Annotated in this window: 18 protein-coding genes; 8 read left to right on the top strand and 10 right to left on the bottom strand. The window is 54.2% G+C overall.

What is annotated here, in order from left to right; all coding sequences use genetic code 11:
* Positions 1-41 precede the first annotated feature (41 nt).
* Entirely contained in the window at positions 42-365 is a 324-nt protein-coding gene (locus tag OKC41_RS20340) for a helix-turn-helix domain-containing protein (RefSeq protein ID WP_270672325.1), read from the bottom strand.
* A 132-nt stretch (positions 366-497) separates the two neighbouring features.
* Here OKC41_RS20340 and OKC41_RS20335 point away from each other — a divergent pair, with 132 nt between their 5' ends.
* The 8 genes from OKC41_RS20335 to OKC41_RS20300 all read left to right on the top strand — a co-directional run bounded on the left by OKC41_RS20335 (position 498) and on the right by OKC41_RS20300 (position 5,070).
* A complete protein-coding gene (locus OKC41_RS20335; RefSeq protein ID WP_111896687.1) occupies positions 498-1,058 on the top strand; it encodes a lecithin retinol acyltransferase family protein in 561 nt (186 codons plus the stop codon).
* A gap of 38 nt (positions 1,059-1,096) precedes the next feature.
* Positions 1,097-1,522, top strand: a complete 426-nt coding sequence (locus OKC41_RS20330; RefSeq protein ID WP_201871418.1) for a DUF2787 domain-containing protein — start codon at positions 1,097-1,099, stop codon at positions 1,520-1,522.
* A gap of 9 nt (positions 1,523-1,531) precedes the next feature.
* On the top strand, positions 1,532-1,960 hold the full coding sequence (locus OKC41_RS20325; RefSeq protein ID WP_129146649.1) for a hypothetical protein: 429 nt from the start codon (positions 1,532-1,534) through the stop codon (positions 1,958-1,960).
* The gene (locus OKC41_RS20320; RefSeq protein ID WP_270672324.1) at positions 1,935-2,201 is read left to right on the top strand and encodes a hypothetical protein; all 267 of its coding nucleotides are present in this window, start codon (positions 1,935-1,937) and stop codon (positions 2,199-2,201) included. The genes OKC41_RS20325 and OKC41_RS20320 overlap by 26 nt, the downstream gene beginning before the upstream one ends.
* An 82-nt stretch (positions 2,202-2,283) precedes the next feature.
* The gene (radC, locus tag OKC41_RS20315) at positions 2,284-2,781 is read left to right on the top strand and encodes a DNA repair protein RadC (protein WP_041212667.1); all 498 of its coding nucleotides are present in this window, start codon (positions 2,284-2,286) and stop codon (positions 2,779-2,781) included.
* Positions 2,782-2,872: 91 nt separating this feature from the next.
* A complete protein-coding gene (locus tag OKC41_RS20310) occupies positions 2,873-3,217 on the top strand; it encodes a type IV toxin-antitoxin system YeeU family antitoxin (protein ID WP_270672323.1) in 345 nt (114 codons plus the stop codon).
* Positions 3,218-3,241: 24 nt separating this feature from the next.
* The gene (locus OKC41_RS20305; RefSeq protein ID WP_270672322.1) at positions 3,242-3,637 is read left to right on the top strand and encodes a hypothetical protein; all 396 of its coding nucleotides are present in this window, start codon (positions 3,242-3,244) and stop codon (positions 3,635-3,637) included.
* A 104-nt stretch (positions 3,638-3,741) separates the two neighbouring features.
* Complete coding sequence (locus OKC41_RS20300; RefSeq protein ID WP_270672321.1) at positions 3,742-5,070, top strand: IS4 family transposase; 1,329 nt, start codon at positions 3,742-3,744, stop codon at positions 5,068-5,070.
* 44 nt (positions 5,071-5,114) lie between these two features.
* On the opposite strand, the gene OKC41_RS20295 is transcribed toward OKC41_RS20300, so the two are convergent.
* The 9 genes from OKC41_RS20295 to OKC41_RS20255 all read right to left on the bottom strand — a co-directional run bounded on the left by OKC41_RS20295 (position 5,115) and on the right by OKC41_RS20255 (position 18,980).
* Positions 5,115-7,967: an ATP-binding protein gene (locus OKC41_RS20295; RefSeq protein ID WP_270672320.1), complete on the bottom strand. Its 2,853-nt coding sequence runs from the start codon at positions 7,965-7,967 to the stop codon at positions 5,115-5,117.
* Positions 7,968-7,974: 7 nt separating this feature from the next.
* Positions 7,975-8,484 (bottom strand): hypothetical protein, encoded by a 510-nt coding sequence (locus OKC41_RS20290; RefSeq protein ID WP_270672319.1) that lies wholly within the window; start codon positions 8,482-8,484, stop codon positions 7,975-7,977.
* Entirely contained in the window at positions 8,481-9,506 is a 1,026-nt protein-coding gene (locus tag OKC41_RS20285; protein ID WP_270672318.1) for an ATP/GTP-binding protein, read from the bottom strand. Before OKC41_RS20285 ends, OKC41_RS20290 begins: the two co-directional genes overlap by 4 nt.
* Positions 9,507-9,508: 2 nt before the next feature.
* Positions 9,509-12,433: a DUF1156 domain-containing protein gene (locus OKC41_RS20280; RefSeq protein WP_270672317.1), complete on the bottom strand. Its 2,925-nt coding sequence runs from the start codon at positions 12,431-12,433 to the stop codon at positions 9,509-9,511.
* Complete coding sequence (locus OKC41_RS20275) at positions 12,430-13,149, bottom strand: retron system putative HNH endonuclease (protein ID WP_270672316.1); 720 nt, start codon at positions 13,147-13,149, stop codon at positions 12,430-12,432. Before OKC41_RS20275 ends, OKC41_RS20280 begins: the two co-directional genes overlap by 4 nt.
* Positions 13,146-14,519 carry an AAA family ATPase gene (locus tag OKC41_RS20270; RefSeq protein ID WP_270672315.1) on the bottom strand — a complete coding sequence of 458 codons (1,374 nt, stop codon included), beginning with the start codon at positions 14,517-14,519 and terminating at the stop codon, positions 13,146-13,148. Before OKC41_RS20270 ends, OKC41_RS20275 begins: the two co-directional genes overlap by 4 nt.
* On the bottom strand, positions 14,516-18,058 hold the full coding sequence (locus tag OKC41_RS20265; RefSeq protein ID WP_270672314.1) for a helicase-related protein: 3,543 nt from the start codon (positions 18,056-18,058) through the stop codon (positions 14,516-14,518). Before OKC41_RS20265 ends, OKC41_RS20270 begins: the two co-directional genes overlap by 4 nt.
* Before the next feature lie 57 nt (positions 18,059-18,115).
* Entirely contained in the window at positions 18,116-18,355 is a 240-nt protein-coding gene (locus OKC41_RS20260) for a transcription factor (RefSeq protein WP_270672313.1), read from the bottom strand.
* Positions 18,356-18,533: 178 nt separating this feature from the next.
* A complete protein-coding gene (locus OKC41_RS20255) occupies positions 18,534-18,980 on the bottom strand; it encodes a hypothetical protein (RefSeq protein WP_270672312.1) in 447 nt (148 codons plus the stop codon).
* Positions 18,981-19,603 lie beyond the last annotated feature (623 nt).

Below are 19,603 nucleotides of genomic sequence, written 5' to 3'. Positions count from 1 at the left end.
GCTAGGCAAGGACGCCACACCGGCACCCGGTACACCCTAACTCAGGATTTGGCCAGGCGCTCGACCAACCGCTCAAACGTCTCCAGCAGCAATGCCCGGTCATCGCTGTCCAGCCGGGCGAGTTTCTGCCCCAAGACGATACCCTGCTCGGTTGGGCGCGGGCTGGTTTCGCGCAAGAAATCGGCCAGCTCGCAGCCAAACAACTGAGCCAGTTCAGCCAGCCGGGCAATGGTCGGCACCACGATGCTGCGCTCCATCCGAGAGACGGCTTCCATCCCGATATTAAGGTGCTCTGCCACCTGATCCTGGGTCAATCCCGCCTGCTGGCGCTGCAGCACGATCGCCTTGCCCACGCTTTTAGCCAACAGCTCACCTGGGCCTGGGATTCCCGTACCCTGACCTTACACAAATAGAATCGTCACTTTTCCACACTGATAACAGGGCACCCACGAGGTGCCCTGCTGCGTTTTTATGTCTGACCACAAGGAGTTATCTTCATGTCTCGATTCACCCCAGGCGATCATCTGGTGACCGCTCGCCTCGGTTATACCCACCACGGCCTCTATGTCGGGGGCGACCTCGTTATCCACTACCAGGGGCCTAATCACGGCCTACCCGGTGAGATAGTGATGACGTCTCTGGATGCGTTTTCCGATGGTAAGCCGGTCTGGTGCAAATTTTGCCCTGTTAGGCGGTATGACCGAACGGAGAGCCTCGAACGTGCCCGCACACGGCTGGGCGAACACCGTTACGATGTGTTGTTCAGTAACTGTGAACACTTCGTGATGTGGTGCATCCACGGTATCCACCACTCGACACAGGTTAGCCAGGTAGCAACGGCAGTGGCGAAAGCGGCCCTTCGTACTCCACAGGCCACCATCATTCCCCCAGCCATGACCGTGTTGAGCCGCGAGCGCACAACGTCTGATTGCATAACGCTCGCCACCTCTGCTATCACCCTGACCACCCTCGTGACATCGCCAAGCTGGGTCCCCCTGGCAACTGGCGCATTAGCCGTTTACGCAGTCAGCCGCCTCTGGTCCTGGCTCACCGACTGAGCCACTGCCTTACCCTCGCACAACAAGGAGCACTACCCATGACGATTCCCTTTCACCGGGACGGCTTTGCCCTGCCCGTTTGTCAGGCTCTACTGACCCTGCTCAGCCAAGAAGCCGAACGTACCGATCTCGATCTGGGGCGCTGCACCCAGCTGACCTTCAACTTCCGTAACCCCGGTTACAGCGCTGAACAGGGTGGCGTCCACCCGGTCGAGATCCGCTTGGTACGTGGTCTTGACGACTGGCTGGTCGATTACGTCACCGATTTCAGTTACCAGGGACTGGGCCAGGATGCCGAGCTCTGCAAGGAGCTTGATTTCAACTTCCTCGACGGGGAACACACCATGTTGGGCTGGGGGCCGCTACGGCTGGCTGAAGCCCGGGAGTTGTTCGATATCTGGCAGAGCAACTTCATTGCCTACTGCCGGTTGGAGTGTTTCACCGTTTCGGTCACTGGAGATTAGGAGGTTGCAATGAGCCAAGAATTAGCGCTTTCGCACTACTCACGCCAGTGGCTGGGACAGATCACTATCAAAGCAAAATTAAGGCCCACACAAAGTGGCAAACGCTGGTTGCTGCATCTGACACCTGGTAGCCCACATGCCCGCACCGTCACCTTACAAGTGCGTTGGTCTGGGGTTCAGTGGCAACTGCTCACCATCAGCAATGCTGACGACTGGCGCACCATGAGCCAACCGGTGGATGAGATCTGCGTTGATCCCAAGCGCAGGTGTTTCTGGCATTGCCAGGCAGGGCCGGTCCCGTTCACCGAGCAGCCCAGGGTACTGGCCAGCTTTCTGGCTGACCTGCAACGCATTTGTATTCATCGCGGTTTTACCGTGGAGAGTGACCCCTTACCCCATCAGGAAGGTGCCGATGACCAGAACACTGCTCGCCCTTGAGCTGGAGGGGGTTCACGACAACGGGGGGCAGACTCAGGTGGTGCTGGACTACGGTCTACGGGTCGATGGCTACGCCCTCTATCTGCGCTATCAGACCGAACGGGGTGACGCACTGGCCGAATGGCTGTGCGATCACCCACAGCGGGAGTGGCTTTATGGCATCGGCAACCTGCTGGCCACCAGTTACCAGATCCCGTTGCACGACCTGACACAGCAAAGGCTGCGCTCTGCCAATCACTGACCCACTCATCGCAATCACCACCCCCCTTATCGCAAAACACACCCCACCGGCCAGTGGGGCGAACGCTTTTGGAGAATGAATCATGTTGCATCACAAACTCAGTGCTGGGGAGCAACCCGGCACTTATCGGGTGACCGACTTAGTCACCGACGACGACTTGCTCACCATCGCCCAGGCACTGGCCCGCCAGAAGCTCGCCAAAGGCGTGGCCCTCACCGACAAGCATCTGGCCCACCACGCGCTACAAGGGCTGCTGCAAACGCGGGATCGCGAAGTGTTCGCCGCACTGTTCCTCGATAACCAGCACCGGATCCTGGCCTACGAGGAGCTGTTTCTCGGCACCCTCTCCGCTGCGACCGTCTACCCCCGCGACGTGGTCAAGCGGGCGCTGCACCACAATGCCGCCGCGCTGATGCTGGTCCACAACCATCCCTCAGGTTACCCAGAACCCAGCCGTGCAGATATCGAGATCACTCAGCGACTGCAAAGCGCCCTAGCGCTGGTCGATATCCGCACGCTGGATCATCTGGTGGTGGGGGCGGAGGGCGTGGTGTCACTGGCAGAGCGTGGACATTTGTAACAGTTGCGCCGATCAGGCCGTCCTTTTCGGGAGTAATGAGCATGGTCTGCGATGACCTGTGCAAGGACCCACCCTCATTTGGAGTAAAAACATGAGCACGATAGGCAGTTGGGGATTACACACCCAGGTCCAACCACGTTTTGGCGCACGTGCCATTGTCGAACGAAGCGGGGTTTCCCTGCTATGGGATCGCAGCGGCGTCTATGGCGATGCTGACGAACAATGGCTCACCGACATCGACACCGTGATACCGGGGTTTATTGATCGCCTTAGTAAACTCTTTCAACAAGGGGAACTGCTGAGCGACCAAGACAAGCTGGTTACGTTACGGCAAGGGGAATGGGTCTGCCTGGCCAATCCCAAGGCCAGTTATGGCTATCTCTATCTGGATGTGTACCGGCAAGAAAGCGACATTACTCAAGCCACAGAGACTTAAAATCGACATAGAGGGTGAGTCAACGTGTGGTTCTCAGATTTAAGTGGCTACCCGATTTTGCCGGTGGCAGCCTTCCTTGATAAACTTTACAGCCATTCATCGATCGCCAAGCCTCTAATGAAACTTCTTAATACCTACGACGACAAAGACGAAGCCGAATTGGCGCTGACCAAGCTCACTGGCGAAAAGCGCCTCGCCAGTGAGCGTGATAGCACTGTGGTGATCTATAACTTGTTTGGCCAGCCCACCTGGGGCAACTTCTACCGACTCGGTATGTTCGACCTACCCGAGTTGCAAGGAATGCTAGATCTGCGTAAGGCTGGACAACCTATCGATGCCACTCGGCATCGCGAAATCCTGGCCACGCTACGCTATGTGGCTCAATCCTTTGAGATCGCCATTCCTAATCATTGGTTATAAAAAAGGCCGGAAAACTCCGGTAATGCCGATCAGTTAAGGATCCATTGACCGATCCTCAGGCTGTGTAAGAATCCGAAACTCCTTGTTGGGTTTCGGATTTTTTTATGCGTATCGACCAAGCTCTCGACTTCATTCACGCCTGTCCTCCCGGAAAGTTTGAGTCCCTGTCTGACCTGCTGTCACCTGAACTGGTGCAGGCTTGCTTGGCCGAGACGGGCTCCGTCTCCTTGCGCCGACGGCGCATGCCCATGGAGCGGGTGCTATGGGCCATTATCGGGATGTCCTTGTTTCGTCATGTCCCTATGGCCCAGCTGGCCAACCAGCTCGATATCCTGTTACCCGGCGCACGGCCGTTTGTCGTCCCCAGCGCCTTCATCCAGGCGCGCCAAAAACTGGCTGACCAAGCCGTTCGACAGGTGTTCCAGCAGACCGCCACACTCTGGCATCAGCAGTGTCAGCACCCCACCTGGGCCGGCTTGCAGCTGCTGGCCGTGGACGGGGTGGTCTGGCGCACGCCCGATACTCCGGACAATGCCGGCGCCTTTGCCAAGTCGAAAACCGTCCAGGGGGAGACGCAATATCCCCAGGTCCGCATGTTGTGTCAGATGGAGCTGACCAGTCATCTGCTGACCCAGACAGTGATGGACTCCTGTGCGGTAAACGAGATGGTGTTGGCAGAGCAACTGATTGAAAAAACACCCGATAATAGCCTGACCCTGTTCGATAAGGGCTTCTACTCACTGGGGTTACTCCATGCCTGGCAACGCCAGGGCGTAGCGCGTCACTGGCTTATTCCGCTGAAAAAGGGGGCTCAATACGAGGTCATCCGCAAGCTGGGGCGGCAGGATGTGCTGGTACGCCTCAGAGCCAGTCCGCAGGCCAAGAAGAAGTGGAGCGAGTTGCCGGAGCAGTTCGAAGCCCGGCTGCTGACCCGGACGGTAAACGGCAAGGAGCGGCAGGTGCTGACCTCGCTCACCGACCCGCTGCGCTTCCCGGCCAGCGAGTTGATGGAGCTATACCAGAATCGCTGGGAAATCGAGCTGGGCTATCGGGAGATGAAACATAGCCTGCAACAGCACCGGCTGACGCTGCGCAGCAAGAAACCCGATGGAGTAAGGCAGGAGCTATGGGGCTTGGTATTGGCCTATAACCTACTGAGATATCAGATGGTTAGGATGGCGGCGAGCTTAAAGGGCTATACGGCCAGCCAGTTGAGCTTTCACATGGCATCGGTGTATCTGCTGCATGAACTCAGTTGCCTGCCGTTTGTGTCACCGGGCATGGTTCCAGGGCGTGTCGCTGAGTTGGACAAACAGGCAGAGCAGTTCAAGTTACCCGCCCGCCGAGAACGAAGTTACCCAAGGTGCATCAAAGCCAAACCACAGAAGTATGCGACGAGAAAACCTAGTAAAAACAATGCCAGTCAGGCTTAACTGACTGGCATTAGGAAAACTCCGGCCTTTGATTTTTTTGCTTTTTACTCTTCAAATTCAGCATTGCCAAACTTGAGCATGCTGCAATTCTCTTTGATGGCTCGCTGCAAGTTGGCATCAAACCCTTTCTCTGAACGAGCGTTAATCTCAATTGAGATCTCCACATCCACACCCAATTGACTGGTGAAATTCTGTACAACCTCATCCATCAGTGTGGCAAAGTCCATCTTGGCCTTGATGGGGTCAATCCTGACCGAGCCATAGAAGCGAGTTTTCTCGGCGAGATCGGCGATAGGAGGCGTTGGTCCCGGGCCAACCGAACCTCCACCTGTTCCTTTTATCCCATCAGTCCTTGTTATCTTTTTATTGTCGTCATCGCCGTCTGTTGAGGGCTTATCGATTTCCTTTTGTTTTTCTGCCGCACGTTTCTCTTCATCAAGCTTGCCTTGATAACGTAGGGCTGCCTCGCGGCTTATCAGCAGGCTGTACTCATCGATAAACACGGTGGCAGCTTTGCCAAAAGCAAATCCCTCGAAGCGTTCTTCACGCTGGCTAGAAGCAAAGGCAAAAAAGTCGGTGCTCTTGATGGCCGCTTCTATGGTGTTGCGCAACACCGAATCATTTACCAGACGCGCCATATACAGATATTGGCAAGCATCCTGCCACACCTTCAACGCATTGACCGATTCCACACCGTTGGTGAAATAATATTTCTCCAACAAGTTGCGCAGGTGAACGGGGGACCACTCTTTGATCAACCACTCCTCTTCAACCAGTCGGCTTTCAATTTCCTGGATCAATTTAGGTGCGTTGGAAGAGATTTGAGCAACCTCCCACTCCAGCGGCTGACCGGGCTCCTGCAGCGGCGCCAGCAGCCACTTATAAGTATCGCGGATCAAGCTATCAAACTGCTTTTTCGCCGTCTCACGATTGCCTCTCGCCTGGGTTAAATGGGCCAGATCCTGATTGAGCACCCCATTTTCGATATCGGTGACGATAGAGTGCCAAGCCAGATAGGTCCTACCCTGATCTTTCAAGCGGTTTAGGCTGTCATAATCGGCGGCCAAAAAGATCAGCCGGTTTTGTTTCACCCGCGGTTGCTCACCACGTTTAAACAAGATGGCCTCGGCAGCTTTAAACGCCTGGTTAGTGCTGCTACTACGGCTGTAGGCTGAAAACGCCACAGGATCCAGCACCACCAAACGCGGGCCATTTCCATATTCATCAGGCACATCGCTGGCAGGTGTGAAAACATGGATCCCCGCAAAACAATGCTGGGAACCAAAACAGCTGGTCACAGACTTCTTAAGCAGCGGAGTCAACTCCTCACGCTCATTGACCTTACTCTTGCGGCTTTCCATCTCCCGGCGCAGATTGGGCTTGGTATCGAGCCACAAGCGATCTTTATCGCCATAAAGGTAGGTCAGACGATCCCGCAGACGGATCAACACATCCTTGAAGGTGGCCACTGTTTGCCCTGGTGAACAGGCGCCCAACAAAATCCGCTCTGCCTCCAGACCGCGGTGCATCTGATCGCCAGAGCTAGGCGCACTGCCCAAAAACAGAGTACGCATCACCCGGCGGGCCGTATGGTATTGGCCAAAGCGGGTGTCTTGCTGATCGATATCAGCCGCTTCTGAGCGAGGACCATCGACCTCTTTCTCGATGACCGGCTCCCACCCCTGTGGCAAATAGTGGATGCTCTTGCCACGCACATTGCTGTCATCAAGCGGCAAAGAGCCCGGCATGATCAACGCATCGCGATTATCTGCCACCCACAGACGATGGATCACAATCGCCATATACTGCAACACACCCCGGGTGCGCTGGAACTTGTCCAGCGTTGACCAATCCTCATAGAGGCGGTCGAACACTTCCGGGTGAATAGGGTATGACTTACACAATCGGTCGTAGTAGTGGCTGGATTGGGTTTCGTTCGGAAAATCCTGTGCATGTTGGCGATAGAAATCGGCATATTGCTGCGCTATGCCCTGCACCTGCGCAAGTTCTCCAGCCGATTCAAACAGGCGGCGGCGCACAATCTCAAAGGCCTCTTCGGTTGCCACCGGCTTCCACACAGACTCAACCCGCGCAAAGTATTTTTCGAGGGAATCAAGTGCCTTCTGGCCCATGGTGCCGCCCACTTCCAAGGCAGACTCAGGTAAAGAGGCCAACAGCATGGCATTGGGCACAGCCTTCATCGCCTCGGTCAGCGCCTGTATAAAGGTAATGTTGGAATCAAAGGTCCCGGCATTAAACTGCTTGCCCACCTCAAGTTGGCGCAAAAACGCCACCAACTCATCCATCAACACCACACAGGGCGCCGCCTTGGCCAGCAATTTGACCAACTGCTCCTTACCCGGTGAAGTCCCGTCGCTGTCACTGTCAGCAACCAGCTCATAGCCTTCATCACCCAGCAGTTGCCAGGCCAATTCACCCCACAGGGTATTGGCCCGCACGGCACCGTGATCGCGTGCTTGGCTCACCGACAAGTTGATACCATCGATCACTGCCACCCGAGCGCTGGGTAGGTCGTGGATCCCGGCCGCATCCAATATTGGCGGGATGCCCTGCAAGCGATCGGTCGTCACCTCGCGCGATGCTAGGTGATAGACCGCCAGCATGGTATGGGTCTTACCGCCACCAAATGCCGTTTGCAACTGGATCACCGGATCGCCGCCCTTACCCGACAGCCGCTCAGCCACCGACCCCAACAGCAAGCGCATCCCTTCGGTAATGAAGGTGCGGGCAAAAAACTGCTCGGCATCCTGGTATTCCGCTGGCGCATTACCATTGGCGACCTGAGTGATATCTGCCGCAAATTCCGACTGTTTAAAGGTGCCTTCCAGCACATCGCGGTGCGGGCGCGCAATCTCGCGCCAAGGTTTCAGACTCATAATGTTATTATCCCGTTATTGTCCAATTCATTGCTGGCTTGAGAGAGCGCTGGTCCACCAAGCAAGGATGAGCATCCACACTCTTTAGCTTCTGTTTCATCTTTTGCAGCAATCCTGTCTTTAGCGACCTGTGTGGAGCGAGTCTCCCCTGCTGAGGTACCTCTTCCAAATGAAGCACTACCCGTACCTTTCGTGCTCGAATCGCTGTGGCTGCAAATTGCTTTTCGTCCTGATCACTGGCATTGCATTTGGCCGCCCACAAACCCGCCAAGGTATTGCGCAGCTTGCCAGCAATCTCATCGACTAACTCAATAGACTTGGTGCGTGGATGAACCCGATAATCTTTGACCTCGATAAGCCAAAATGTCTGACCATCGACATATGCCAGATCCATCGCCTTGATCCCATCGGCCATCCTGATGAACTGGTTACGATAAAAACTCATCTCATCGTATTTGCACACCAACGCCCCAGTGGGAAAGGTGAAAGTCAGCGCCCCTTCTGTTATCGCCGTCATGCACCACTCCCGAGATAGCGATCAGCTTGCTCCAACTCTTCATCCAGCAGCACCAGAGTCTGGATATCTTCCAGCTCATCAGCCTGCTCCAGAACGGTACCCTCTTCACCCAGGCTCAAGCCAAAGTAACGACAGGCAACCTGGTATTCATCCCGTGCCAGCAACTCGATCTCACGCAATAAAAACAGTGAGTGGCTGGCAATAAAGATCTGAATGCCTTGCTCAGCCAAAGCCAAAATCACCTTGGCTAACATTTTGATAAGTTTGGGATTAAGATTCGCTTCCGGTTCATCCCAGAACAGATAGCCCTGCTCAAGCAGCACACCGGTACTGATAAGACGCGCAAGCATGGCCAGCTTGCGTAAGCCCTCGGCCACCAGCGGCATCTCCAACTTCTGGCCAGATTGTTGCAAATAAAAACGACCGGTGTTGGGCTCAACCAACACCTTGCCACCTATCGCTTCTTCCAGTGGCTGCATCAGTTGTGCCACCCGTTTTTCTCGCGGCCCTTTAACCGACGGCGCACCCAGCAATGAACAGGTGTCACGCCAAGTCGCCTCAAACTCCAGATGGTAGTTGTCGTACAGGTTGATAAACCAGGGGCACAGCGTCACCAGCTCACGGGTCGGCAAATAGACCGGCGGTTGAGACAAACTGACCTCAGGCACCTGTTTCACTTGCACGCCGCTGCTGGCATTGGAGGCAAAATTGATCTCGCAACTTTGTTGCTCATCAGCCATGGTGAGCGCCACTTCACAGCGCTCACGCCCTTGGCTGCGCTTGACCAAGCGGCCAAGACTCTCCGGGCGAAAAACTCCCATCAGCTTGTCGGCATAGGCTTTTTGCAATCCGGTCTTGGAGAGATCACTGCCGGTGTTGACGTTTAACAACGAGTAGATGGCCTTGAGCAGATGGGTCTTGCCACAACCATTTTCAGCCACGATCACATTGAGCCCTGGTGCGAACACCAGAGTCTCATTGGGTAGGGTGGTGAAGTTCTTGAACGTAGCCTGCTTTAGCATGATCAGAAGTCCCAACTCAAGTTTTCACCCATCTGGCCGCCCTCGGCCATTGCGGATTGCATCGCCTCCCAGGCGGTGACCAGTTCGTTATAGGCACGAGCATCGCTGGCCCAGCCTTTGCGCTCGCAGAGGGTGTAGAGGCGATAGGCCAGGGAGCGGATCGCATCGCTCTTGTCAGTCAAGCGCCCCAGCATGGAACCGGCGCCGCTCGCGCCCTCACTATTGAGGATGCGGATCAGCTGGTGCAGCCCCTCCCACACCGGGGTACGGCTGTCGCGCTCCGGCGCCCAGTCGGTGGGCAGCTCGGCCCATTTCAGCAGTTGCACCTCGCCTTGGCCGGCACTGATCACCCCCGCCTCCTGCAAGCCCTGCACGCTGGTGCCCTTGGCGCGCGCCAGCACGTCCGCTTCGCCAAACTTGCCAACCCGCCAGCCTTGCTGCTCAAACCAGTGCAGGCAGAACTGGGTATCGTGGTCAAAGTCATCTTCGGCCAAGAAGCGGTTAATGAGCTGCAGCGCGGTTTTAACGCTCATCTTGCTGCCGTCGGCTTCCAGCACCGAGGCGTATTGACTGAAGATGCCCATACCTGGGCCAATAATTGCCTGCGATAAGTCCACCGGCGCCACCGGCGATTGGCTATGACCCAGGGCATCGGTGCTGCCCTGGGTCATGGCATCCAGTGCCTCAGGCAATACGCGGTTGAGCTCTCGGATAAACTGGCGGCGGCTGATGGTATCGGCATCCACTTTGCGCTTATTGCACACCAGCACCACGCTAGAGGCCAATGCATTGGTACCTGAGCTAATCATGCGATTACCCATTTCGGTACGCATCGGCCAAGTCCCACTAATAGCAAAGCCGGCATCGATCACTGCCTGCAAAAAGGTCTCCCAACCGGCGCTGGAGGTGCCATCACTCTTGGTTTCGGACTGCTTAAAGGCGTAATAGATAGTGACCGGGAAGGCCGGGTGCGCTTGCTCAGCCAACTGGTGGATCGCCTTACCCATGCCATCTAAGAAGAACGCCTCAGCACCCTCTTTACTGCCATGGCGATAGGGGGTCGCCACTAGCTCCTCGGCCTTAGGCACCGCCATGGTGGCATAGAGACCGGGGAAAATGGGGCGCAACGATTTGCGCAGCCACACATAGAAAAAGTCCGATAGATCGGCATAACCAATATTATCGTAATAGGGAGGATCGGAAGAAATTACTTTATTTCGACTAATAGTCTGAGTTTGGGCATCATTTTGGCAAGCCCACCCTGCCGCCCTCGCAGGCAGGGCAACTATAGATTTTGCTATGTAATCAACTTGAACAGAAAAAGAGCCAGAAGAATCAGTAAAACAATTTCCCTCGGCATAATCCCAGACCATTGGAATTGCTTGACGACCAAAAGTATTCCGTATCTTCTCAGCGCTCTTATGTGAATCCCATGCACAAACTGTTGATGAGCGGTCGGTGAGTCTACTTGCAGCAAATCCCAAATACACCCCCACCGCCTGCGCATACGCCGTGGCACCGGTGCCACCAGCATCTAGGCCATTTCCGTCATCCGCCATCCCAGCAAATAGGGAATCCTCACGGCAACGGGCAATAGCTTCGCCCACCAACTCGGAGAAGGTGGTCAACGCCACTAATTGACGGGGGGTGAACAGATCGCAATATTTGTTCAAACCATACAGTTGGGTTCGAATATCCCTTGGATTGTGGTTAATAGGGGTTTCTGGTTGCCAAGTTGGTTTGGCACTATTAGCAATGTTTTCCATCGCCTGGGTTGGCGATAAATAAACGCGCCCAGACTTTCCTTCCGCAACAACAGTCATTAATCGCTGTTTAAATGTACCTAGCTGACCTTGCTCACGGATAAGTTTGACTGGTATCGGACTACCAGAGATTAAACACTGAAAATTACCGCCTCGACCAACTTTTGTTCCTTCTTTTGCCTCCGCGGGTGGCGTCCCCACCTTGACGGTAAACTGGTAACTGTCTCCAGCGACCACCGGCTCGATATAGGCCTCTTTACCCGTTTTAGAGGAGAGAATAAAGGTCGAGGCCAGCGGCACATCGACATGAGAATATGCTGGGTTGGGGCTTTTGACGGTACGGGCCCAGAGCCAGGCAATTACAGTCAGCTCTTCGTCCAGATAGGGCGCCAAGTCTGGCCGCTCGGCCACCATCTCGCCGGTGATGAGCACCTTGGGATAAAGATGGCCGATACGCTTTTGCGCCTCATCGCGCATCCAGGCGCCATAGCGGCGCACATCTTCCGCCAGCCCCTTGGCACCGGACCAATCCTCAAAGGCATCCTGAGTGGCTTTCTTCTTGCTCAGTTTGTCGCTGGCAGGCAGTGGCCCCACCGGTTCACGGCCAGCAAACCTAGGGGGAATCTCGATCATCGCCTTATTGATGGTGACCGCCACAGGGTTAAGATCCGAGGCATGGGATTCGAGTCCCAACCGCTGGGCCTCCAGCGGCAAGGCGCCACCACCGGCAAAGGGGTCGTGAAAGCCTGGCAATTTTTCCTGGTTAAACAGTATGTTGGCCTGTGGGTGGTCTTTATTGAGGGCACAGATCTCGCGCCAACTCTCCCAGATCGCTGCGCGTGCCTGACTGAGTACCGCTTCGTTATTGGTATTTTCCCACTTAACCAGCTCGCGCAGGATATTAAACAGCTTCTCGCGCTTCTTGGCGGCCTCTTGTTTATTGACCCCGTACTTAAAGCCCCCGTCCTGCTGGTAGCCGGGATCGTTGACCATCTGCGCAAAAATCACCGCCCGCGCCGCAGCCAATGGGCGACGTGCCCACCACAGGTGCAAGGTAGACGGATGGCCGTGGCGAATGGATTTTTCACGCGCCGCAGCCGCATTGATATCATCAAGCGGCAGCGCCACTTCGATCAGTTTTTTGGGGGATTTGATGGGGGTCATAGGAGTTCTGGCGCCTCACGCCGTAATACTGCTTCGGCTACCGGGCCGAAGAATTGACGAGTAATCGAAAAAAAATGGCTGAGTTGCTGGTGCACAGTGGGCACCAAATCAAGCTGCAATAACTGGTTAATATCCCAGCCTTTAGTAAGATGTTCTTCTTTGAGTTGCTCTAACTCGTCCCACCATTGTTGACGTAACTCCATAAGGTAGGGGCTATTGAGGTTGAGCAACTCGATACTGTATTGAGCCCGTTGTTGCTCACATGCGTTCAAATGAAAAGAGGGCACCACTCTACCATCCGACATATAGGCAAAGTAGTGCGCACAATCTGGTTGGTAACAGTGAACAAAGAGTGTCATATCGACGCCAATTTGCTTACCGACAGCGTGACCACCAAAGACATCTGCCTTGACCCTCGATGATACCCTATCAGAGCTGAACGCACTTGCTGCGAGATTGGTTTCATCAAAGGTACGCTCAGGAGCCTGACTTTTGTTTTCTACGTGCTCTATGTGGTAATCGAGACCACGTTGATCGGCCCGAATCTCACTGTAGCAACACAGCTGATATTGCTGATTGCACAACCTGGTCAACAGTTCGCGCTTGTGTCCAAAAGAGGACCAGCGACTTGTCGCCTGATCCGGTGTATGTGGTGGCGCTTGATGGGCCATTGCTAGGCCATGCACATGCAAACCAGATTGACTGACATATCTCATTGCTTTGCATCCAACCCTTTCAGCCATTGTTGACGGGCGATACTACGCTGTAGTCGTTGTAACTGTGGGTGCTCAGCCCCCAGCACAATCAGCAATTGAGCCATCAGCCCCTTGGCTTCGCCCTCATCACCCTGGCCTTGATCGACCAGTTCGGTTAAGCGCAGCAATAAGGCCCTTTCGTCTATCGGTGGCTGCGGGTCCACCTGCATGACCGTGCGCAATACGCTATTGCTAGGTTCACCATAGGTGTGGGCCAGCGGCGTTGCTGCAACCGGATTGCCATTGGTATCCAGACCCAGAACTCGAATGGAATCCGTATGTACGGTGCTAATCACCTGCGGGCTATGGGTGGTGACGATAAACTGGGTATTTGGAAATATCCGAGTCAGGTCACCCAGCACTTGCTGCTGCCACTTCGGGTGCAGATGCAGGTCAATTTCATCGATTAGCACAATGGCAGGCAACGCCAATGGGCTAGCTATATCAAGTTGCGGCTGTGGGGTTGGGTTCGCTTCGACCATGCGTCTTGCCAGATCCATCACCAGACCTAGCACAATTTTATAGCCATCACTGAGCTGACTAATGCGCAATGTTTGACGGGAACCATCATCATTCACTTTGTCAATCACAAAGCGCAGCGGCCTGACCAAGGTTCTCGGCTCAACCAGATCGCCATTGAGCATTTGTTCAATGGCGGCTCTCACCCATTGCAACTCAGGCAAGCGATAATCAAAATCGCGCTTGGTTTGCTGCTCTCGCCGCTCAACATCTTCCATAGCATTGAACCATTCGAAGGCAGATCTGAAACTGGAATCAGGCTCTAGGGCGCCGATCAAGGCATCAAAACGTGAAAATTTCTGTTTAAACCCTCGCCGCCTTTGCACTTCTTCACGAATCGCTCTGTTGGTGCCGTAGTAAGCCACCATCGGCAAAAAAACTGGCTCACCTGCGGCCTCGCGTTTGACGATATCCAACGCAAAGCCATCCAACCCTTTGGCTCCCTGCTTGAGTAAAAATTGATACTCTTCTTTCATCAAGCCTTCGATCTCTGCAATAGAAATCGAAGCATCCCGTTTTCTACCACTGGACCACGAAATCATTCCGCTGGGGGTATCAGCTTGCCAACCCAGCATCATGAATGGAGCCTGCTTTTCGAGCTTATCTACTCGAAGATCGGTCGTTTTCGTCGCTCTACCTGCAACACCCGGCAGCTTCGTCAGATAACGGCCAAAACCAAGCGCGATAGCATCCAGGATCGCTGTTTTACCTGCCCCATTCTCGGCGACGATGACTGTTAGCTTGTCATCAAACTTTATTGATAACTCTTTGAAACAACGAAAATTGTAAATATGGAGCTGTTTTAACTTCATAAGGTTGCCTCGGCTGTTACCGCGCGTGAGAGCAAATCGGCCAACTCATAATTGATGCTGGCCACGCCCAAATCCGGCTCTTTGGTAAAAGGTTGGCGAATGTAGTACGGGCCTTCTGCCTTGTCACCCTCGACCAGCACGATGGCCAGCAAGAATTTGTCTGCTTGGTTGAGGGCATAGAGGATCTCGTTGCGGCTGACCGTGATGGTGGTCTGCCCTTTGCTGCGCCCTTTGACTTCGATATGGCGATCTTGTGGCAATGAGCCATCACTGTTGAGTGGCGGGCGGGCGGTGATATCCCAGCCGCACTTGTCAGCCGACACATCGATAACAGTGTGTCCCAGCGTCTGTTCCGCTATGGTGACGGCCTGCATCGCCACCTGCTCGATATGGGCTCGGTTGGCCGCATCCGGGCTAAACACCACCTCCCCTTTGCGTTTGGCCAACAAACCTTGCGGGATCACCAAGGCACTGCCAATCACCACCGGGGTGCTGGAGACCACCTGCTTGAGCGCAGTGAGTTCGGCGGTGCGCTGCTGCAAACGGGCCGTCAGTTCATCGACCCGGCGGCGGGCGTTTTCAGGTTGCATTCTGGGTTGTTTACCCGCTTTGACGTCATCGCTGAGCTTGAGATAGCGATCTTGCCAATAGTTGATCTCTTTCACCAAGCGTTCATGCACGGCCGCCAGCGTTTTGTCCGCTTGCCGCTCACGCAGTGTTTTCACCTCGGCAAAGTGCTCCGGCACTAATTTTTCAGAGGCTAGTTGCAGCGCCAACGGTTCGAGTGGCTGAGATAACCAGGATGAGTGCAGAATGTCCTGCACCAAGGCTAAATCCCCCTCGCTGATGGGGACCAAGTCTAAGTGTGGTGCCCAGCCTGCATAGCTGGCCTGGCTGGCGGTATCAATGGCAACAAACTGCAACCGTCGTGACGCAACACTCTTGGCTTGTTCGCTGGTTTCACGGATTGAGTGCTCCAGCATCATGATCAGGCGCGGTTCGTCCCCTTCATCGGCCGGATCCACCAATACCGCCCCCTGCTTGAGCTTGGCGCGATGGGCTTGCAAGGTGAGATCAAGTACCGAGTGCATCAGAGGATGCACGGGGTGAAGCAGTTCGGCCAGCACCTTGCCAGTGGGCCTGATCAGCTGCTTTTCAAAACAGACTCGTTCATAACGGTGCAACACGGGGGTGCGGCTTTCGCCGATGCTACGATCCCGTTCGCGGATCACTGCCGGTACATGCTTTACTTCATAACGACCCTGTTCACGCTCCCTCAGTTCGCCATTTAACCCGACAAAGGCTTCTTGGAAAAACGCCCGGATAAAGAACGGCTGCAAGCGACGGGCTTCGGCTTTTTCCATCTGCTCTTTAATGGCGTAGAGCCCCTCTAAGCCCATATGAGATTCGACCAGCGCATTGCGCCGCATGATCTCTTTGAGGTGGTCGCTATCAAGCGCGCCTTCAATGACCTGATCCATCTTTGCGCGCACGAGCGGGTCTTCGCCGTAGCGAATGGCATTGATGAGCAAGTCTTTCAGGGAGACGTTATCAAAGGCTTCACCGAGGATGTCGAACACTTTGCCACCCAAGGCTTTCTTTTCTATTTCCAGCTTATCAAACAGCTTTTGGAAGACTTCCCCTTCACGGGTTTCATTGGCCACGATATTCCATAGGTGGCACACCTCTTTTTGGCCGATCCGGTGAATACGGCCAAAACGCTGTTCGAGACGATTCGGGTTCCAGGGCAGGTCGTAGTTGACCATCAGGTTGGCGTTTTGCAGGTTGACGCCCTCGCCAGCAGCATCGGTGGCAATCAGCACCAACACCGTGGGATCACTGCGAAACTCGCTCTGGATCTTGCGACGTTCATCCCGATTGGTCCCGCCATAGATCACCCTAACTGCTTGTGGTTGCCCCAACAGATCTGTCACCCGCTGGCGCAAGTAATTGAGCGTGTCTTTGTGCTCGGTAAAGATGATCAGTTTGCGACGGCTACCATCGCGGTTTTTCATTTCCGGGGAGTCTTGCAGCAAAGAGGAGAGCTGTTCCCACTTTTTATCATTACCAGATTGCACCAGCGTCAGCGCATGCTGCTCAAGGTCTTTGAGTGAGTGGATCTCGGCTTCCAATTCGATGATGGTTTCTGCTGCTGTGGCCTGGTCAGCCACCTGTTCGGCATAGAGTTCGTACTCTTCAGCACTGAGATCTTCATCCAACTCATCCCAGTTATCAGGCAGATCGAGCTGTTTGGTGACGGTGTAAGTGCCGAGCGTTTCCGCAACACCCGCTTGTTTAGCTTTCTGACCACGGGCTAGCAGCTTCATCTCAGCCAGTTTGTCTTGCAGCCGATTCCGTCGGCGCTTCAACGATTGATAGATAGCCTCAGGGCTGGATGCCAACCGCCGTTGCAGTTGGGTGAGTGCGAACCCAACCGTGGTCTTCTTCTTGTTATCGAGCTTGTCGGCTCGATTCATTTCTTCTCTTACATAGGTCGTCACCTGCTCGTAGAGGCTTGCTTCGATAGGTGAGAGATCATAGTTGGCTGTGTAGGCGCGGCGCTCAGGAAACAGTGGTGTCCCGTCGAAGGTGAGCAGCTCTTCTTTCACCATCCTGCGCATCATGTCGGTGATATCGACTTTGTGGGCACCCTCTCGGAACTTGCCATAGAAACGGTCGCTGTCGAGCAGTGACATCCAGACTTGGAAGTCTTCCTCTTTGCCATTGTGCGGCGTTGCCGTCATCAGCAGGAAATGGCGGCAAATAGACCCCAGCAACTCACCAAGGACGAAACGCTTGGTTTTATTGACTTTGCTGCCAAAGTAGTTAGCAGAGAGTTTGTGGGCTTCATCGACGATGATCAGATCCCAGTCGGTATTGCGCAGCTTCTCTTGCAGCTCTTCGCTGCGAGAGAGCTGGTCCAATCGGCAAATCAGGCGATCTGTTTCAGAAAAATAGTTACCGGTCGCGCACTGCTCTTGTTTTTCTTTACTGAAGATCTCAAATTGCAGGCCAAATTTTTCAAACAGTTCATCTTGCCACTGCTCAGTCAACGAGCCCGGCGAGACCACCATGACCCGCCGAGCATCGGCCCGTAGCAGCAGTTCAGAGATAAACAAACCAGCCATGATGGTTTTGCCCGCGCCAGGGTCATCCGCCAATACATAGCGCAGTGGCTGCTTTGGCAGCATGTATTCGTAAACGGCAGAGATCTGGTGCGGCAGCGGGTCAACATTAGCCATGTTGACGGCCATCATGGGGTCAAACAACGCTGCTTGTGAAATCCGATAAGCTTCCAGGCCCAGCTTGAAATCCTCCCCGTTGGCATCGAATGCCCATGGGCGGCCCACTGTCGCAAGCTCCAGCGCCATCTCATCGCTACGAAACAGCATGCGTTCAGCCAATACGCCTTTACTGTCTTTGTAGTAAACAGTCAGGGCGTGTTCGCCAATTGGCTCAACCGTCACCACGCGTACCACTTGCCCTTCAACAATGCCGCGCACTTGGGCATCTTTTTTGATTTCTTCGAGCTTGAGCATGCTATTCCTTATCCACTAACTGGCTTGCTGGCTGGTGATTGCCGATATGAACGATGATTAGAGTTTTGAGCTATCAAGTCCGGCAAGCTTTAGCCGAGCAGTTAGATTGCGCATCTTGCTAAACTCGGTGCCAAGACTCTCTTTAAGCCCGACACCTTCGCAAAACTCCCTAGCTGTGACGTGTGTAAGCTCATCTGCATATTTGAGCATCTGCAGATGTAGCTCGACGGTATATTGATTGCGAGGTGCAGATGACAAGGCACTCTTGATCTGCTGGTAGATCTCTTGTTCGGGCACTTATGGCTCCAGATCAGCTAAAACAGCAAATTTAGCTAAAATAGCTACATCAAACCATCGCAGCAAGCTAAAAAAGCCTCAGGTGTAGCTCATCCTCATCTTTTTGCATGATTTGTCTAATCGTTGCGCGAAGATAAGAGAACTGGCTCACAGCAAAACGGCTTCCCGCATCCAGAAATTATTCTTTATACAGCAATGTAGGTGGCGCGCTCTCGCCACTGCATTTGAGTTGCCCTAGCGCATTGGTTCGACAGACTGTGCCATCGGAGGCACGCAGGTTGCCGAGGCTATCTTCACGCCAAGTCACCCGCTCACCGGTTTGGGGGTTACTGCCGCGTACATTACCTAAACTATCCTGCCGGTAGGTGGTGCCATCACTGCCCCGGACATTTCCCAAGGAGTCCTTGCGCCACGTGGTACCTGAGCCAGAATCCCTGACATTGCCGAGACTGTCTTCGCGCAAGGTGCCATTGCGGCCATCGCTGCACTGGTAGCGGGTATTGCCAAGGCTGTCTGGGCGATAGGTGCAATCAGTAGCAAACGCAGCTTGCGGTAGTAGGCTCAGTATCAGTGCGGCCAGCGATAACTGGCGTGCCACTGGCCAAATGCCGGATTGGTTACTCATACACAGTCCCCTTCGATGTGTGCTTGGCTGACTATACCGAGCCAGCCGTGTAGCTTCGATACTGGGGTTTTGCACATGTCGTGTTTTCAGGCGGACAACCATCTCTGCACTGCCTTCAATATCGGGCGCCAATAAGCACCGCGAGACATCAACCTCTATGAGATGCGGCAATTGAGGGACCTATTCAGTGCGCGCCGGAAAGTAAATTTTGGACGGGGAATTTTTTTCCAAACGAGGAACTGATACAACAGGAATCGTCACTTCTGGAGACCGCTGTAAAAGTTAGAAAGGTGGATGTTGAAGAATTTATCCGTCACGACCAGATAGCCACCACGGGCCATTCCAGCCCAGATAAGTACTTTTCTGCAGCAGTTCTGATGTTAGGCATACAGTTAGGCATACACGAATTTTCTGAATTGGCTATTTTACATTTAAATCAATGATATAACACCTTAGTTCAGCATCCCCCAGCTCCACCACCTTCTAAAGCCCTGATTCGTCAGGGCTTTTTCTTTATGGCTGGTCAGGGAGTGACACACTGAGGTGTCATACCAATCAGATTAAAGATGTGATCTAATTGCTCTATTCTGGTTTCACTGTACTCAGTATGTCCGATCCAATCG

Origin of the sequence: Aeromonas sp. QDB17 (assembly GCF_027705305.1) — a bacterium.
Classification (GTDB): domain Bacteria; phylum Pseudomonadota; class Gammaproteobacteria; order Enterobacterales; family Aeromonadaceae; genus Aeromonas; species Aeromonas caviae.
This window is presented reverse-complemented; position numbering and strand designations above follow the sequence as displayed.

What these genes read in the sequence shown, in the direction of transcription:
- OKC41_RS20335 (WP_111896687.1), top strand. Translation starts at nt 498, where the DNA reads ATGTCTCGATTCACCCCAGGCGATCATCTGGTGACCGCTCGCCTCGGT.
- OKC41_RS20330 (WP_201871418.1), top strand. Translation starts at nt 1,097, where the DNA reads ATGACGATTCCCTTTCACCGGGACGGCTTTGCCCTGCCCGTTTGTCAG.
- OKC41_RS20325 (WP_129146649.1), top strand. Translation starts at nt 1,532, where the DNA reads ATGAGCCAAGAATTAGCGCTTTCGCACTACTCACGCCAGTGGCTGGGA.
- OKC41_RS20320 (WP_270672324.1), top strand. Translation starts at nt 1,935, where the DNA reads ATGACCAGAACACTGCTCGCCCTTGAGCTGGAGGGGGTTCACGACAAC.
- radC (WP_041212667.1), top strand. Translation starts at nt 2,284, where the DNA reads ATGTTGCATCACAAACTCAGTGCTGGGGAGCAACCCGGCACTTATCGG.
- OKC41_RS20310 (WP_270672323.1), top strand. Translation starts at nt 2,873, where the DNA reads ATGAGCACGATAGGCAGTTGGGGATTACACACCCAGGTCCAACCACGT.
- OKC41_RS20300 (WP_270672321.1), top strand. Translation starts at nt 3,742, where the DNA reads ATGCGTATCGACCAAGCTCTCGACTTCATTCACGCCTGTCCTCCCGGA.
- OKC41_RS20295 (WP_270672320.1), bottom strand. Translation starts at nt 7,967, where the DNA reads ATGAGTCTGAAACCTTGGCGCGAGATTGCGCGCCCGCACCGCGATGTG.
- OKC41_RS20290 (WP_270672319.1), bottom strand. Translation starts at nt 8,484, where the DNA reads ATGACGGCGATAACAGAAGGGGCGCTGACTTTCACCTTTCCCACTGGG.
- OKC41_RS20285 (WP_270672318.1), bottom strand. Translation starts at nt 9,506, where the DNA reads ATGCTAAAGCAGGCTACGTTCAAGAACTTCACCACCCTACCCAATGAG.
- OKC41_RS20280 (WP_270672317.1), bottom strand. Translation starts at nt 12,433, where the DNA reads ATGACCCCCATCAAATCCCCCAAAAAACTGATCGAAGTGGCGCTGCCG.
- OKC41_RS20275 (WP_270672316.1), bottom strand. Translation starts at nt 13,149, where the DNA reads ATGAGATATGTCAGTCAATCTGGTTTGCATGTGCATGGCCTAGCAATG.
- OKC41_RS20270 (WP_270672315.1), bottom strand. Translation starts at nt 14,519, where the DNA reads ATGAAGTTAAAACAGCTCCATATTTACAATTTTCGTTGTTTCAAAGAG.
- OKC41_RS20265 (WP_270672314.1), bottom strand. Translation starts at nt 18,058, where the DNA reads ATGCTCAAGCTCGAAGAAATCAAAAAAGATGCCCAAGTGCGCGGCATT.
- OKC41_RS20255 (WP_270672312.1), bottom strand. Translation starts at nt 18,980, where the DNA reads ATGAGTAACCAATCCGGCATTTGGCCAGTGGCACGCCAGTTATCGCTG.